18 protein-coding genes and 1 tRNA gene are annotated in these 14,288 nt (G+C 67.8%); 7 read left to right on the top strand and 12 right to left on the bottom strand.

All coding sequences use genetic code 11. From position 1 onward, the window contains the following. Positions 1 to 25: 25 nt before the first annotated feature. Complete coding sequence (locus AAEP86_RS15105) at positions 26 to 274, bottom strand: WhiB family transcriptional regulator (protein WP_022904217.1); 249 nt, start codon at positions 272 to 274, stop codon at positions 26 to 28. 259 nt (positions 275 to 533) lie between these two features. Between AAEP86_RS15105 and AAEP86_RS15100 the strand changes: the two genes are divergently transcribed. Next, positions 534 to 956, top strand: coding sequence for a hypothetical protein (locus tag AAEP86_RS15100; RefSeq protein ID WP_420368116.1), 423 nt, complete (start codon positions 534 to 536; stop codon positions 954 to 956). 73 nt (positions 957 to 1,029) lie between these two features. Here AAEP86_RS15100 and bcp read toward each other — a convergent pair whose 3' ends face one another. Further along, the gene (bcp, locus tag AAEP86_RS15095) at positions 1,030 to 1,500 is read right to left on the bottom strand and encodes a thioredoxin-dependent thiol peroxidase (protein WP_420368115.1); all 471 of its coding nucleotides are present in this window, start codon (positions 1,498 to 1,500) and stop codon (positions 1,030 to 1,032) included. Positions 1,501 to 1,614: 114 nt separating this feature from the next. Between bcp and AAEP86_RS15090 the strand changes: the two genes are divergently transcribed. Next, positions 1,615 to 1,690, top strand: a tRNA-Lys gene (locus tag AAEP86_RS15090). Positions 1,691 to 1,980: 290 nt separating this feature from the next. Here AAEP86_RS15090 and AAEP86_RS15085 read toward each other — a convergent pair. The 5 genes from AAEP86_RS15085 to AAEP86_RS15065 form a co-directional block, all read right to left on the bottom strand. Continuing rightward, positions 1,981 to 2,493 (bottom strand): hypothetical protein, encoded by a 513-nt coding sequence (locus AAEP86_RS15085; RefSeq protein WP_420368114.1) that lies wholly within the window; start codon positions 2,491 to 2,493, stop codon positions 1,981 to 1,983. Positions 2,494 to 2,556: 63 nt separating this feature from the next. Further along, positions 2,557 to 3,381, bottom strand: a complete 825-nt coding sequence (locus AAEP86_RS15080; protein ID WP_420368113.1) for a hypothetical protein — start codon at positions 3,379 to 3,381, stop codon at positions 2,557 to 2,559. A 173-nt stretch (positions 3,382 to 3,554) separates the two neighbouring features. Then, positions 3,555 to 4,139, bottom strand: coding sequence for a recombinase family protein (locus AAEP86_RS15075; protein ID WP_420370504.1), 585 nt, complete (start codon positions 4,137 to 4,139; stop codon positions 3,555 to 3,557). A gap of 56 nt (positions 4,140 to 4,195) precedes the next feature. Further along, entirely contained in the window at positions 4,196 to 4,639 is a 444-nt protein-coding gene (locus tag AAEP86_RS15070) for a barstar family protein (RefSeq protein WP_420368112.1), read from the bottom strand. A 384-nt stretch (positions 4,640 to 5,023) separates the two neighbouring features. Then, a complete protein-coding gene (locus AAEP86_RS15065; RefSeq protein WP_420368111.1) occupies positions 5,024 to 5,926 on the bottom strand; it encodes an alcohol dehydrogenase catalytic domain-containing protein in 903 nt (300 codons plus the stop codon). Between the two features lie 102 nt (positions 5,927 to 6,028). Between AAEP86_RS15065 and AAEP86_RS15060 the strand changes: the two genes are divergently transcribed. After that, positions 6,029 to 6,520 (top strand): MarR family winged helix-turn-helix transcriptional regulator, encoded by a 492-nt coding sequence (locus AAEP86_RS15060; RefSeq protein WP_420368110.1) that lies wholly within the window; start codon positions 6,029 to 6,031, stop codon positions 6,518 to 6,520. 139 nt (positions 6,521 to 6,659) lie between these two features. On the opposite strand, the gene AAEP86_RS15055 is transcribed toward AAEP86_RS15060, so the two are convergent. The 4 genes from AAEP86_RS15055 to AAEP86_RS15040 all read right to left on the bottom strand — a co-directional run bounded on the left by AAEP86_RS15055 (position 6,660) and on the right by AAEP86_RS15040 (position 9,145). Beyond that, positions 6,660 to 7,151, bottom strand: a complete 492-nt coding sequence (locus tag AAEP86_RS15055) for a hypothetical protein (protein ID WP_420368109.1) — start codon at positions 7,149 to 7,151, stop codon at positions 6,660 to 6,662. 96 nt (positions 7,152 to 7,247) lie between these two features. Then, the gene (locus tag AAEP86_RS15050) at positions 7,248 to 7,658 is read right to left on the bottom strand and encodes a DUF6640 family protein (RefSeq protein WP_420368108.1); all 411 of its coding nucleotides are present in this window, start codon (positions 7,656 to 7,658) and stop codon (positions 7,248 to 7,250) included. Positions 7,659 to 7,676: 18 nt separating this feature from the next. Then, the gene (locus AAEP86_RS15045) at positions 7,677 to 8,498 is read right to left on the bottom strand and encodes an SDR family oxidoreductase (RefSeq protein WP_420368107.1); all 822 of its coding nucleotides are present in this window, start codon (positions 8,496 to 8,498) and stop codon (positions 7,677 to 7,679) included. Positions 8,499 to 8,719: 221 nt separating this feature from the next. After that, positions 8,720 to 9,145: a winged helix-turn-helix transcriptional regulator gene (locus tag AAEP86_RS15040; protein WP_420368106.1), complete on the bottom strand. Its 426-nt coding sequence runs from the start codon at positions 9,143 to 9,145 to the stop codon at positions 8,720 to 8,722. Positions 9,146 to 9,269: 124 nt separating this feature from the next. Between AAEP86_RS15040 and AAEP86_RS15035 the strand changes: the two genes are divergently transcribed. Both AAEP86_RS15035 and AAEP86_RS15030 read left to right on the top strand, forming a co-directional pair. Next, complete coding sequence (locus tag AAEP86_RS15035) at positions 9,270 to 9,950, top strand: FMN-dependent NADH-azoreductase (RefSeq protein ID WP_420368105.1); 681 nt, start codon at positions 9,270 to 9,272, stop codon at positions 9,948 to 9,950. Positions 9,951 to 9,991: 41 nt separating this feature from the next. Further along, positions 9,992 to 10,804 carry an aminoglycoside adenylyltransferase domain-containing protein gene (locus AAEP86_RS15030; protein ID WP_420368104.1) on the top strand — a complete coding sequence of 271 codons (813 nt, stop codon included), beginning with the start codon at positions 9,992 to 9,994 and terminating at the stop codon, positions 10,802 to 10,804. 35 nt (positions 10,805 to 10,839) lie between these two features. On the opposite strand, the gene AAEP86_RS15025 is transcribed toward AAEP86_RS15030, so the two are convergent. Further along, complete coding sequence (locus AAEP86_RS15025; RefSeq protein ID WP_420368103.1) at positions 10,840 to 11,433, bottom strand: TetR/AcrR family transcriptional regulator; 594 nt, start codon at positions 11,431 to 11,433, stop codon at positions 10,840 to 10,842. Between AAEP86_RS15025 and AAEP86_RS15020 the strand changes: the two genes are divergently transcribed. Then, on the top strand, positions 11,432 to 13,078 hold the full coding sequence (locus AAEP86_RS15020) for an MFS transporter (RefSeq protein WP_420368102.1): 1,647 nt from the start codon (positions 11,432 to 11,434) through the stop codon (positions 13,076 to 13,078). The genes AAEP86_RS15025 and AAEP86_RS15020 overlap by 2 nt on opposite strands. Positions 13,079 to 13,100: 22 nt before the next feature. Beyond that, positions 13,101 to 14,267 (top strand): FAD-dependent oxidoreductase, encoded by a 1,167-nt coding sequence (locus tag AAEP86_RS15015; RefSeq protein WP_420368101.1) that lies wholly within the window; start codon positions 13,101 to 13,103, stop codon positions 14,265 to 14,267. The last annotated feature ends 21 nt before the right edge of the window (positions 14,268 to 14,288 follow it).

Below are 14,288 nucleotides of genomic sequence, written 5' to 3'. Positions count from 1 at the left end.
CGTCGGATGCGTCAGGCGAGCAGCGTCAGGAGGCGCGGCGGGCGCGGGCGGCGCGACGCTTCAGCGCGCGACGCTCGTCCTCGCTGAGACCACCCCAGACACCGGAGTCCTGGTTGTTCTCGAGGGCGTACTGCAGGCACATCTCGGTGACCGTGCACCGCGCGCACACGGACTTGGCCTTCTCGATCTGGTCGACGGCCGGTCCGGTGTTCCCGACGGGGAAGAAGAGCTCGGGGTCCGCGGTGAGGCAGGCTGCCTGGTCACGCCAGTCCATGTGTGGTGCTCCTTGAAATCGATGCTCGAACGGCAGGCCGGGGCCGCGGCTCGGGGATCGGAACGCTGGGCATGCGCGAGGCACGAGGGGACACCCGTGGGGGAGGAATCCGCTGGAAGCGAGTCTGACGCCCGCGAACGCTCGGGGGAGGAGCGTCGAACCACGGGAGACGCACACCACATCGTGCCGTCCAAACGACCTCCAATATCGTTCCATACTGGTAGAGCCAAATCAAGGGTTCCGACGCTGGAGGAATGCTGTGCCCGACACCACCCCGAACGAGTCCGGACCCGCCGAGCGGAGGTCTCCGGCGCTCGTGGCGCTCCTCGTGGTCGTCGGCCTGGAGTTCGCCGCCCTCGTCGTCGTGACCGTCGTCCTGCTCGTCGAACTCGTCGTCGCCCCGGCCTCGAGCATCGCGTCCGGCATCGCGCTGACGATCCTCGCGGCCATCGCGGCGCTCTGGCTCGGGGCCCTGTGGATCGGGCTCCGCAACCGTCGCCCGTGGGTGCGCTCCGGGATCATCGTCTGGCAGGTCCTGCAGGGGGCGCTCGCGATCGGCGCCTTCCAGGGCGTGTTCCGCGTGCCGGCCGTCGGCTGGCTGCTGCTGATCCCGGCCCTGCTCGGGATCACGCTGGTGCTGTCCCGTCCGGTGACCGAGGCGCTCGCCCGTCCGGTGGAGTGACGCGCGCTCCGCGCAGACGGGAGGCGCGGTGCCAGCTGGCACCGCGCCTCCCGTCTGCAGGGTGGGCCGGTCGTCAGACCAGGCCCAGCTTCTTCCGCAGGCTCGCCACGTGCCCCGTGGCCTTCACGTTGTAGAGCGGCAGCTGGACGGTGCCGTCCTCGTCGACGACGATCGTCGACCGGATCGTGCCGGTGACGATCTTGCCGTAGTTGTTCTTCTCGCCCCAGGCGGCGTACGCCTTGTGCACGGCGAGGTCGGGGTCGCTCAGCAGCGGGAAGGTCAGCGCCTGCTCGTGCTGGAACTCCTTGAGCGCCGGCAGGTCGTCCTTCGAGACGCCGAGGACCTCGTAGCCGGCCGCCTGCAGCGACGACATGTTGTCGCGGAAGTCGCACGCCTCGGTGGTGCAGCCCGGGGTGGACGCCGCCGGGTAGAAGTACACGATGACCTTCTTGCCGCGGAGGGCCGCGAGCGAGTGCTCGGTGCCGTCCTGGTCGGGGAGGGTGAAGTCGGGGGCGGTGTCGCCGGCGGCGAGACGGTCGGTCATGGTGCTCCTGTTCACGTTCGGTGCCCCGAGTGGTCGAGAGCACGCGAAACCCATGCTATTGTTGTTTCCCGTTGCAGCACGCGAGTGCGGCAGCGACAGACAACTGCACACCATGCGCCTCTAGCTCAATTGGCAGAGCAACTGACTCTTAATCAGTGGGTTCTCGGTTCAAGTCCGAGGGGGCGCACCACCAGAACCCCATCCTCCATCCGGAGGGTGGGGTTCTTCGTCGTGTCCGCTGTCGTCGTCGGCCGACACGCCCGGGTGCCGCGGGGGAGGCGATCTGGATCGGGTGCCGTCGGTCGTCCACGGCTTGCACTGCCCGAAGTCGGGCCCGAGAACACGGGAGCACCAAGCCGCGGTGCAGTCAGAGCGCAGCGCACCGTTCCGCTGGGCCGTCGCCTCCGGGACCGGTCTGTGGCTGCGACCGGGCGCGGTGGTGTCGAGAACAGGTTCTTGCAGGCGGACGCGGAGCACGCGTCACTGATCGGAACCGCGCGTGACGATGAACGCGTCGAACAGTGCTCGCTCGGAGGTGTCGTTGGTGGTCGCGGTGAGCGTGATGCCGTCGCGGCCCTTCGGCACCTCGATGGGGATGCGGGTCGTCGCTCCGCAGTGGATGTTCGCTTCGCCGATGAGCGAGTCGGTGTCGAACGAGACGCCGTACTTGTCCTGCGTGGTCGTGATGTCGTGGATGGCGAGGTGCACCGTCTTCGTGGACCGGCAGACCGCGAGCACGTCGTACGGGCCCGCGAGCTGCGTCTGCAGTGTGACCTCTGCGCGGGCCTGCTCCGAGTTCTCCTCGTCGATGAGCAGCTGCCCGCCACCGCCCGCGTCGTCGCCAGCAAGCTGGGATGACATCTGGCGGAGCCAGTCCTGCCCGTAGTCCTTCGGCAGCCCGTTCCCGCTGCCGTGACTCGTGCAGCCCGTGAGGAGGAGCGCCGCGCCGATGGTCTGGATTGCGACGGTCGATCGGCGGTAGGTGTTCAGCACCTGTCGAGCATGCCCGTGATGAAGCGGTGCGGCCAACCCGTCATCGTGCAGTCGTGCCTCCGACTAGGGCTTCGCCCCGTTCCCGAACGACCCGTGCAGCGTGGTCCCGGCGAACGCGGTTCCGTCGATCACCCCGTGTACCCGCGCGAGCGTGGCGTCGTCGGCCGGGGAGACCCCGATCGTCAGCGAGCCGTAGTCGACGCGCATGGTCTGTGGGATGCTCGCCTCGAGTCCGGTCACGCCGGGCGTGGCTGCGAGCGTCGCCAATCCGGACGCGACACCGAGGGCGGTTCCGTCAGGGATCTGCTGGTCGAACGTGCCCGAGTAGGTGACGGTGGAGCGAACGTGTCCCGGCCCGGCCGGCACCTGCAGCGTGAGGGTGACACCGGTCCAGGCGATCCGCTCCGCCATTGCGACCGGAACCGCGGACGCTTCCGACGGGGTCGCGTCCGGCTCCATCGTGACCACGAAGGCGCTCGAGAACGAGTGCATCTCGGTCGCACCGGCCGGGGGCGCGGGACGGGCCGAGGGCGTGGGTACCGGCGGGAGCCCGGGATCATCCGGTGAGACACCGCCGATCGGCGGCGGTGCGGCCGGGCCGGCGTCGCGGTTGTTCCATGCGTCGAGGCCAGGGGGCGTGACGTCCGTTCCGTCGGCGGCGGTGTAGCGCTGGTGCAGCTCGATCCGGTTCGTCGCGCTCGCGACACCGGGGCTCGCCTGAACGGCGCGGAGTGCGTCGTCGAGCGTGGACGCGACCTGCGGGTCCAGCTGCGGAACCGCCGCCGACGTGGCGGAGGAGGCCGCGCCTCCCGGCCCTGCGGCGCACCCCGTGACCGAGACGAGCGTGATCACGAGGGCTGCGGTGACGGCGGCAGTTCGCTGGAGCATCTTCCGACCGTACGGGCACCGGCGACCCCACGCATCGACCATCCGGCACAACCCGTGGGACGGTCGACCAGCAACGGTCCGCGCTCGGGACCGGCGGGGTGAGGGCCGTGACGGCTCTGGCCACCGATGATGCTCCGCTCTCGGACGGTTGGTCTCGGGAGCGGAGCTGATGGTCAGCGGTCGGGGTGGGCTTGTCGGTTGATGCAGCGGTAGACGGTCGCTCGTCCGATGCCGAACAGCTCGGCGAGTTCCGCGACCGAGTGCGTGCCAGCTTCGTGGACCTCGAGGAGGTGACGTTGTTGCGCGGTGCTGAGCTTGGGTTGCCGGTCGCGGAGGTGGCCTTTCGCTTTCGCGATCTGCATGCCCTCGCGGGTGCGAGCTCGGATGAGGTCGGACTCGAACTCGGCAACCATCGCGAGGACGTTGAACAGCAGGCGGCCGACGGGGTCGTTGGGGTCGTGAACGGAACCGCCGATGTTGAGCTTGACGTTCTTGGCGGTGAGCTCGTCGACAATGTCTTCCGCGTCTCGAAAGCTTCTCGCGAGCCGGTCGAGCTTCGCGATGACGAGTGTGTCGCCGTCACGGCAGGAAGCGAGTGCTGCACGAAGTCCGGGTCGCGATCGGTTCGTGCCGGTCAGGCCGTGATCAGTGTGGATGTTGGGCGGGAGGACTCCGAGGCGCTCGAGCGCGACGCGTTGAGCGGTGAGGTCCTGTTCGTGGGTTGAGACGCGGGCGTACCCGATCAGTAGAGCGTTCATGGCGCGAGGATCCGCTGGGCGCCCCAAAGTCGCGTCGTCTCGCAACCCGATCCTCTTCAGGACAAGATCGTGAGGAGCCGGTTTCCGAAGAGTGCTGCGTAGCGTCCCTGCCTCCCCAGAATCTGCTGCACGTGGTCGGCAGTCCGTGGGAGTCGTTGAGCGAATCGGTCGAAGCCGGCGAGAATCAGGACGAGGCCAGTCTCGGTCGCGTCCCACCCGTAGTCCGCCTCGGCGACGTCTGACATGCAGTCGTTGAGCGCGTCCAGGTTCTTCCCGAAGTGGCTGGGGAACTGGAGGGCGATCGCGAAGGCGATGTGCATCTGCATGGCTTCTCTCCATGCCCCGGCGTCCAGCTCGATGACCCGATAGCCCTCGCGCCGAAGCCACGTCTCGGCGTTGCGCAACGCAGCATCACCTTGCAGCCTGCCCACGAATCCATCGCGGGCAATCTCGAAGTCCAGCCTGTTGCCGAGGATGTCGTCGGTGGAGAACGCGGGCACGCTCGAACCGTAGTACGTGAGGTCAGAGTACGGCCGCGACCGATATCGAAGAACGAGCCTTCGCTGCTCATCAACGTCCCCGATCGGGATCCTGATGGCCGTTCGATAGCCGATCCGCTCTCGAGACACGCAATCCGGACCGAGTGGACTCCGCGAAGCACCGTTACTCTCTTCACGTGCCCACGAACGACAAGCACCACACCGACGCGGACAATCTGACGCCCGCTACTGCAGAAGCCATCGATGCCTCCGTGCCCGGAGCCGCAAGTTCTTCCAGCGCCGAGTTTCTACCGGACGTTGATGTCCCATCCGACGTTGTGCACGAGCAGGGTTCCGCGACGGGTTCACTCGCTACTTGATCGCCTTCCGGGCGTCAGCCCGGAGTCAGCGGACGGTGATCACGATCTTTCCGCTGCCGTTCTCGGCCGCGGTGTGCGCGTCGACGATGTCCTCGAAGATGAACTCGCGATCGACGTTCGGCGTCCATCCACCGGCGGCACCGAGGTCGGCGCCCTGACGGAGCAGAACGGAATCGTTGCGGGCGTTCGCCTGTAGGGCACCCAGGCGAGTAGCGCCTTGGTGGTCAACGACGGTCACAACGCGGGAGGCGTCGCCGACGATCGCGACGAGGTCCTCGAGCGAGTTCGACGGGGCCGAGTGTACGGCGGCGTCAACTCCGCCCGGTGCGAGTGCCGAGACGCGGCTGGCGAGCCCGTCTCCGTACGTGGTCGGGACGACGCCGATGGCTCGGAGAGCGTCATGGCTGGGCTCGCGCCCGGTCCCGATGACGGTCGCACCCGCGGCCACCGCAAACGCGGCGACAGCGGAGCCGACGGCACCGGAAGCGCCTTCGACCAGGAGCGTCGAGCCTCTGAGGTCGCCGAGTTCCTGGAGGGCTGCCGCGGCGGTCGCGCCGGCGAGACCCGCTGCGGCGGCCTGCGCGGTGGTCCACTGCTCGGGAACATGCGCCCAAGCGGTGAGGACGGCGAACTCGGCGGTGGTGTCACTGACGCCGCCGAGGCCGAAGACGACGTCGCCGACCTCCGCGTCGGTCACCCCGGGGCCGACCTCGTCGATGACGCCGACGGCGTCGCGGCCCGGGGTCGCGGGCAGGTCGAGCGGCAGGAACTCGGCGAGCTGACCGGCGCGCAGGAGGACGTCGATCGGGTTGACGCTCACGGCCCGGACCGCGATCCGGACCGCGTCGTCGCCGGCATGGGGCTCGGGAGCATCCTCGACCGCCAGGACGTCGGGGGATCCGTAGGAGTGGAAGCGGGCAGCGCGCATGAACGTGGTTCTCTCTGTGAGCCGACGCGGCGACGAATTCTTGCCACGGAAAGGAACGCTAGCGCGGTTTCCTTTCCGTAGCAAGCGAACTAAGCTGCCACCGTGACCGACGACCGCCTCTCCCTGCAGGAGGACCGCACCTGGGCTCTGCTGGTCGGCGTGATGATGTGGCTTCCCGCGGAACTCGACACCTGGCTCGAGGATGCTGCCGATCTGAGTCACGCGGAGTTCGGCGTGCTGCGATGCCTGTCGACGAGCGAGGACCGCGAGATTCACATGAGCCGTCTCGCCGCGACCGCGAGTGTCACCCCGTCGCACCTTTCCCGCATCGTCGGCCGGTTGGAGCGTCGCGGGCTCCTGTTGCGCAGCACAGACCCAGCGGACGCACGGCGAACCCTGGCGCGTTTGAGCAAGTCCGGGGCGACGCTGGTCGACGCGGTCGAGCCCGGCTATGTGACCCAGGTGCGTGAACGTGTCTTCGGACTCCTCAGCCCCAGTCAGGCCGACCAGCTCGAGGACCTGGCAGAGGCGATACTCACCCCGCTCCGCGGTGAGTGCATCGCCGTCTTACCTCCTCGCGCATCGCGCCCGTAGACCCTCGGCCGGCAGATCGTTGATCGTTGAGCATGAAACTCGTGCCGAATCAGGGGTCACCGTCCGTATCGATAGCGGATCGGCTATCGAGACGCCTCTGTCGTCCTCGATTCGATCGATGCCGGCGTCCTCTGTACCGCTATCGGCGGATTTCGATGAGGAGGATCCAGCCGTAGTAGACGGCGACGATGATGCCGGTGATGCCCTGTACGAGGAGCCAGTAGAGGCCGCCGCCGACGTCGGCGAGGAGGGAGGCTCCGGCGACGACGGCGGGGAGGGAGCCGATAATCGCAAGTGCGATGAGGCTGACTCGCCACTGCGCTTGGTCGGCACCGCCGATGTTGCGGATGGTGGTGGTGAGCACGATGGCGGCGAGGGCGACCCCGATCCCGAGAACCTCCGCACCGAGTAGAACTCGCGACTGCCCAGGTGCGAGGCAGACCAGGCTGAGGAGGACCAGACCGATGAGGATGCTCAACGTGCGTGCGGCGAGAGCTGGCAGAGCGGCGATTTCGAGGATCGCTTCGTGGTTGAGGGACACGGCGACGAAGATCAGTCCGGCGAGTGCTGCTGCTGCGCCCCCGGTCATGACGAATAGGTCGTGCCACGCTTCGACGTCGTAGGCGGTCAACTGATCCTCCGGTGTTCTTCGGGGCTGAGAGGCTGGTGCGCCGTCGTCGAGTGGACGGTGGTTCCGCTCGACGACGGTGCGGTGTCTGGTCCAGTGTTAGCGGTGGACGCGGCGGTGTTCGAGGACGGCCGAGATGGCGTTCACCACCAGCGCGACGGCAGCTACGTAGGTCTGTGGTCCCAGTCGGCTCGTCTTCGCCGGTGGGTCTGCCATCGAGACGCCCGGGTACGCCGATGCACTGAGTTGTGTGCCCCAGTACAAGGACGCGGCAATTGCGGCAACGGTGAGTCGATTCCGATTCCAGCGTCCGTTGCCCCAGATCGCAGTCAGCGCGGCGGCGGACAGTGCCGCGCCGAGGCTCATGGTCTGCGCGTTGTGAAACTTCGCGTGGGGCGGCCAGTCGGGGTTGTGGATGTGCGTCCTATTCCAGTCGAACACGAACGGTCCAGCGCCGGCGTAGACGGCCGTGACGGTGAGGAGGATCTTCCCGAGCGATGCTTCCGACATGAGGGTGACCTTCCGGTGTCAGAAGTCCGAGGCGTGGTCAGCGGCCCACACGTCGAACCCGATCGCCGGCCGGTCGAGCACGTCGGCGATGGTGGTCGTCGCAGGGGAGTTGCCGGCCGCGGCATCGTCGAGGAACTGCAGCACCGCGTCGGCTTCCTGAGCGGGCATGAACCGGACGAACTGCGCTGCCGCCTCGTCACGACTGAGTTCCGTGACTTCGATGCTCTTCCCGGTCGCCGCTGCGATCTCGGCGACCTGTTCCCGTTGCGAGATGCGCATGGGCCCGGTGAGCAGGTCGCTCACTTCCGGCTTCCTGGTACCGGTCAGAGCGGCGACCGTGACGGCGGCGATGTCCTTCTCATGAATCGGTGCCGTGAGAGCGTCCGGCCGGTACAGCGCGACCGAGGAAGAGGCCTTGATAGGCCAGGACCAGCCGAGCGCATTGGTCGCGAGCACCAACGGCCGGATCGGCACGACGTTGAGGTCGTCTGCTGCGGCGAACGCGTCTTCGACCTCGCGGTGCTCCTCTGTGATCGCGTTGCCCGCCGAGGTGCGGTGGATGACGCTGCCGGAAGACATGAGCACGATCCGGCTAAGCCCGGCGTTCCGTGCGGCGTCGATTACGCCGGCGACGCCGGCGTGGTTGGCGTAGAGGAACACCTGACCGATGCCGGCGAATGCGGCATCGAGACTGGTGCGATCGGTGAGGTCCGCGGCGACGACGTCGACATTCGCGGGGAACTGGTCCGGTTCAGGCTTCCGGGCTGAGGCGCGCACCGGGACGCTTTGCGCGATGAGAGCGTCGAGGACGTGACGGCCGACGCTGCCGCGGGCACCCATCACGAGAGTGGGCTTGATAACGGGGGTGTGCATGAGGACTCCGAAGACGCAGGATCTGCGCGCCATGGGAGCCAAGAGGCACGGGGCGTTCCGACGCTTCACCCCGACGTGCGCGAGGTTACACCTTCAGGAAACGAGAGTCGACTTGCTGTCAGGAACGCATCGGTAGGGGATCGTTGAACGAACGGTTCAACTTTCGCTAGTGACGGTAGCCGTCGTCATCAATGCCGGGGGTCGCTGTCGAACTCCTGCCGGTTGTCAACGATCGTGTGCTGGTGCTCTCTGACCCAGTCAGCGAGGGCGAGAGCCACATACTGCAACGAACGCCCGAGGTCGGTGAGCTCGTACTCGACGCGGGGCGGCGCTTGCGCGTAGACCGTCCGCGACACGAGCCCATCGCGCTCGAGTGCGCGCAAGGTGACGGTCAGCATCCGGCGCGAGATGCCAGGGATGACCTCGGAGAGCTCGGTGAACCGGCGCCGTTCGTCGCCGAGCACCCCGATCACTAGCAGCGTCCACTTGTCACCCATGCGTGTCAGCAGCGACCGGAAGAGTTCCGGATCCTCGCTCGTGCACAGCTCGGCCATCGTGGGCATGGTCTGGTCGAGCCTGTCCTGCAACGTCTTCAGTGCCATCTGTTCCGTCATGTGGTCTCCCGTGGTCACTGCCGGGTAACAGGGGCTCGTTTGCGGTAACGGGAACCCGGCGGGCAGGGTTACCGATCGTAACTGTTGTTCAGGTCGACGGCCTGGAAGCGATCGAAGGAGTGCCATGAACCTGTTCCGCCTCGATGCCAGCATCCGTACCGAGGGCTCTACCAGCCGAGCGCTCGGCGACATCGTCGAGACCGAGTGGAGCGCCGAGCACCCGAGCTCGACGGTGACTCGCCGGCACATCGGTGTCGAACCCCTGCCCGCTGACGCGTGGGCCAACGCCGTCGCAGCGTCGGCAACGCCCGACTCCGAGCGCACGCCCGCCCAGGTCGCAGCGGCCGCCCTGGCAAGCGAGCTGACCAACGAAATCGCCAGAGCCGACGCGTTGCTGTTCGCCGTCCCGCTGTACAACTGGGGCGTCTCGCAGCACTTCAAGTCCTACGTTGACCTCGTGCTGACCGACCCACGCATGACGCCCGGCGTCGTTCCCATCACCGCCGGCAAGCCGGCCGTTCTTGTCACTGTGCAGGGAGGCAACTACTCCGCTGGAACGCCGCGGGAAGGTTGGGACCACGCCACATCGTGGATGCGGCGCGTCCTCGCCGAGGTCTGGCAGCTCGACCTCGACGTGGTGAAGCGCGAGTTCACCCTCGTCGGGGTGAACCCGGCCCTCGACCAGTTCACGGCCCTGGCTGACGAGTTGCGGAGCCACGCCGAACAGGAAGCAGCCCGCCACGGCCGCACGTTGGCCGCCAAGCCGGCGCTCGCACCAGCCGAATCACCCAATCCGTCTCGATAGCCGATCGGCTACTGAGACGGACCCATGCCACGATTGCGTGCATGGAGACCTCCGCGGAGCGCACCCCTGAACCGCTCGTTGACGCGTTCGCCCGAGAGCATCGACGGCGACTCCCAGGACTCCTTGGGTCGCTCGTGCTGACCGGTTCGGCCATGCTCGATGACTGGCGTCCGGGGATCAGCGACATCGACCTCGTGCTGATCACGACTCGTCCGGTTGCAGCGGACGACTTACCCGTCATCGCTGAGCTTCACGCAGTGCCCGAGGCGGGAACGCAAATTGACGGTGTCTACCTCACCGAGTCTCAGCTTGCCGCGGGCCCGGACGCGATCGAGGTCGCGCCCCAGGTCATCGGCGGTGAGTTGATCCCCGCGGGGGAGGGCGGGGAGTTGACTTGGGTGACTTGGTGCGAGATCGAGAACGGCGCCGAGGCGACGGTCTCCGACGGTGGAGCATCAGCTTGGCGGCCATCGGCACGACGTTTCCCAGGAGCACTGGACGGTGCGAGGGCGTTCTCTCGAACGAACCTCTCCACGTATTGGGCGCGGCTCGGATCCGAGACACGGGAAAAGCTCGCGGGTCGCTTGGAGACGGCGAATGTGAACCCCGTGGCGATGCGCTGGATCGTGTTGGGGCCGGCTCGGCTGGTTGCAACGGTCGAGCGCGGGCTGATTCTGTCCAAGACCGATGCTGGGCGCTTCGCTGCGCGGAGATGGCCGGAGTTCGAGGACCTGCTTTCCCGTGCCGTGGCATCGCGAGCTGGCAAGGACGTCGAGTTCACCGTGCATGACGCCCGGCGCGCGATCGCCCTCCTGGAACGCTGCGTCACGGCCGCAGCCGTGGACGACCGATAGGCGATCGGCTATCGGACGTGTCTCTGCTCCCGTTTTCAGACGTCGTGGCTAGCGAGCTCGCCGCCGTCAGCGAGGTGCAGGAGGAGAGTACGAGCGCGCTCTGCTGACGATGGCGGTTCATCGCCGTACGCGACGGCGGCAGCGATCCCTTCCGCCGCGCGTCGGACGACGAGGATCCGATCCGCGGACAAGCCATCAGCTGCAAGGTTTTCGTTCCACCAGCGCGTGTCAGCGGCCGTGATCTCGCTGACCTTCGGGATCTGGTAGATCCCGGCCCATGATGGCGCCGCCGTGAAGTACTGCAGCGTCGCATCGGCCCCTGACGTCATCGCGCGGACGTAGGCACGGAGGAGCTTGCCCGGGCGGTTCTCGGTGAGGTCCAGATGCTGGAGCACGCTGTCTCGAAGCTGTTGTTGCGCGTCGTCGACGAGCGCGACGATCAAGGCTTCCCGATTCGGGAAGTGGTGGAGCAGACCGCCTTTCGAGACGCCGGCGTGCTTGGCGATGTAGTCGAGTGAAACGCCCGTGCCGCGGTCGGTCATGGCTTCCGCCGCCGCCGCGAGCACCGCTGCTCGGGTGCGCTCGGAGTTACGCGTCGATCGCTCCGGCGACTGGTCGTACTCCGGCATGGCCTGCTCCTTGTCGTCGGGGGAAGATCCTCGTCCATCTGATCAGGAAAGGAGCGCCGAAGCTGCTCATCTCCTGACAACAGTCTACATGCGTTCTACAGCCGACCATTTGGTCGGTACGGTGATGCTTGTGACTTCGACGACTTCCGCTCCGGTGACCGCGCGCAGCTGGGCCGCGCTCGGGATCCTGACCTTGGCCGTGCTCCTGCTCGCGATCGACGGCACCGTGCTCGCACTAGCGGTGCCGGCCCTGTCTGCGGATCTCAACCCGACCGCTACGCAGCTGCTCTGGATCGGCGACATCTACTCGTTCGCGCTGGCCGGACTGCTGGTCACGATGGGCAACCTCGCCGACCGCATCGGCCGGAAGCGACTGCTGCTGATCGGCTCGCTCGGATTCGGGCTGTCATCGCTGCTCGCCGCGTTCGCCACGAGCCCGGAGATGCTGATCGCCGCCCGCGCGATCCTGGGTATCAGCGGCGCGACGATCATGCCGTCGACCCTCGCGCTGGTGCGCAACATCTTCACCGACCCGGCACAGCGCACCCGCGCGATCGCCGTGTGGGCCGCCGGGGCGACGGCGGGCGCGGCGGTCGGCCCGATCGTGGGCGGCGCGCTGCTGGAGCACTTCCACTGGGGCAGCGTGTTCCTCATCAACGTGCCGATCATGGTGCTGGTCCTGATCGGTGGCGTCTTCTTGCTGCCGGAGTCGCGCGATCCACGCGGCGCACGCGTCGACCTCCTGTCAGCGCTGTCGTCCTTCGTTGCGATCGTCGCGATCGTCTACGCCATCAAGCACGTCTTCGCGGAGGGGTTCGACTGGAGCGTCGCCGTCGCTGTCCTGGTGGGGGGCGCTGCCGGATGGTGGTTCCTGCGCCGTCAGCATCGACTGACCCGGCCCCTGATCGACGTGTCCCTGTTCCGGTCGCCGGCGTTCAGCGGCGCGGTGATGGCGAACACGGTGTCGATCTTCGCGTTCGTCGGGCTGCTGTTCTTCTTCTCCCAGTACCTCCAACTCGTGCGGGGACTGAACCCCTTGCAGGCGGGGCTGTCGGAGCTGTCGGCGACCGTCGCGTCGATCATCGTGATCGGCTTGGCCGGGTTCATGGTCGGCAAGCTCGGACGAGGCCGCGCCATCAGCGTCGGTCTGGGGCTCGGCGCCATCGGTCTCGGCGTCCTCGCTCTCGCTGAGGGACTCGACGGGCTGGCCGGGATCATCATCGGCTTCGCGATCGTCGGGTTCGGTGCGGGGCTGGCGATGACGCTCACCACGGACGCCGTGGTCGGCGCCGCCCCGCGGGACCGTGCCGGCGCGGCATCCTCGATCGCCGAGACCGCGTACGAGCTCGGAGCGGCCCTGGGCATCGCCGTTCTCGGTTCAGTGCAGCTCGCGTTCTACCGAGCCCACCTGCCCGCCATCAGCAACCCCGACATCGAGCAGTCGATGCGGGAGTCCCTCGCCACGGGCCTGACGCAGCTGGACCGCACGGCGCCGGATGTCGCCGCCGTCATCGAACAGGCAAAGCACGCCTTCACCGTCGGCATGCAGTGGACATCCGTGATCGCCGCGGTGCTGCTCATCGTCGCGGCGGCGATCGCGTGGCGGGCCATCCCGTCCCGCGCCGAGACCCCCGTCGAGCACTGAGCGACCAAGGAAGGCACTCCCCATGAAGATCCTCGTTGTCGGAGCCGGCATCGCTGGTAGCGGTGTCGCGCTCATGCTCACCCACGACGGACACGACGTCCGCGTCGTCGACGCCATCACCGAGCCCTACCGGGGCGGGTACCAGATCCTGTTCGACCGGACCGCGATGCGCATGGTGCAGCGCATCGGCGTCCTGCCGGAGATCGAAGCGCTCAGCACGCCGACCGCGACGATCACCGTCACCCGCAAGGGCAAGGACCTCGCTCGGATGCGCACGGACGGGTACCGGTCCGCCCGCCGTGGTGACTTGGTCGCGACGATCGCTCGCCACGCGGAACGTCGGGTGCCGTTCCAGTACGGCGTCGAGCTCGTCGGCATCGAGCACACCCTCACCGGCGTCGTCGCCCGCTTCGCGGACGGCAGCGCTGAGAAGTTCGACCTGATCATCGGCGCCGACGGCCTGAACTCCACCGTGCGACGACTCGCGGTCGAAGACGGCCGGTCGGCGATCTACGAGAACGGCCGCCACCACCTCTGGGTGAACGTGCCCGGACGGATGGCCGGCACGACCGAAGCGGCAATCCTGCTCGGGGACCGTGCAGGCGCGCAAGTGTTCCCGTACACGGACCACGACGAGACCCTCGTGCTGACCTCCATCAACCTCGGCCGCGGCCGGCAGCACGGACCCGACCTCCTCCCGATCGCAGCCAAACTGCTCGCCACCGCCAGCGAACGGTTCGCCCCGTTCGTCGACCAGGTGCGCACCGCCGCACCGGACCGGATCCGCGTCACGAAGTTCGCACAGGTCCGGGCGCCGCGATGGCACGCCAGGAACGTCGTCCTCATAGGCGATGCCGCGCACTGCATCGACCCGCTCTCCGGAGCCGGCGCGCACGGAGGACTCGTCGGCGGAGCGATCTTCGCCGACGAGCTCCGCCGCACCCCCGACAACATCGCCGCCGCAGCGCTGCGCTACCGGCGGCGGCTGCTGCCGTTCGTCCGATCCGCACAGCTGCTGACCGCGGGCTTGGTCGAACACGCAACCGCCGGGAACCTCCGGCAGCGGCTCACCGCTGACCGCTCCCTCATCGGCGCCGCCCTCGCGGTCCGCCGCGCTGACGTGCCTCACCGCACCTTCACCACGGCCGCCCGCGCCGCATCCCGCCCGGTGCCCGCACCCGCCAACTGACCCCGGCCCACCGCCGCGAAG

Source organism: Curtobacterium sp. L1-20, from assembly GCF_048755855.1.
In the GTDB taxonomy this organism is placed as follows: Bacteria; Actinomycetota; Actinomycetes; order Actinomycetales; family Microbacteriaceae; genus Curtobacterium.
This window is presented reverse-complemented; position numbering and strand designations above follow the sequence as displayed.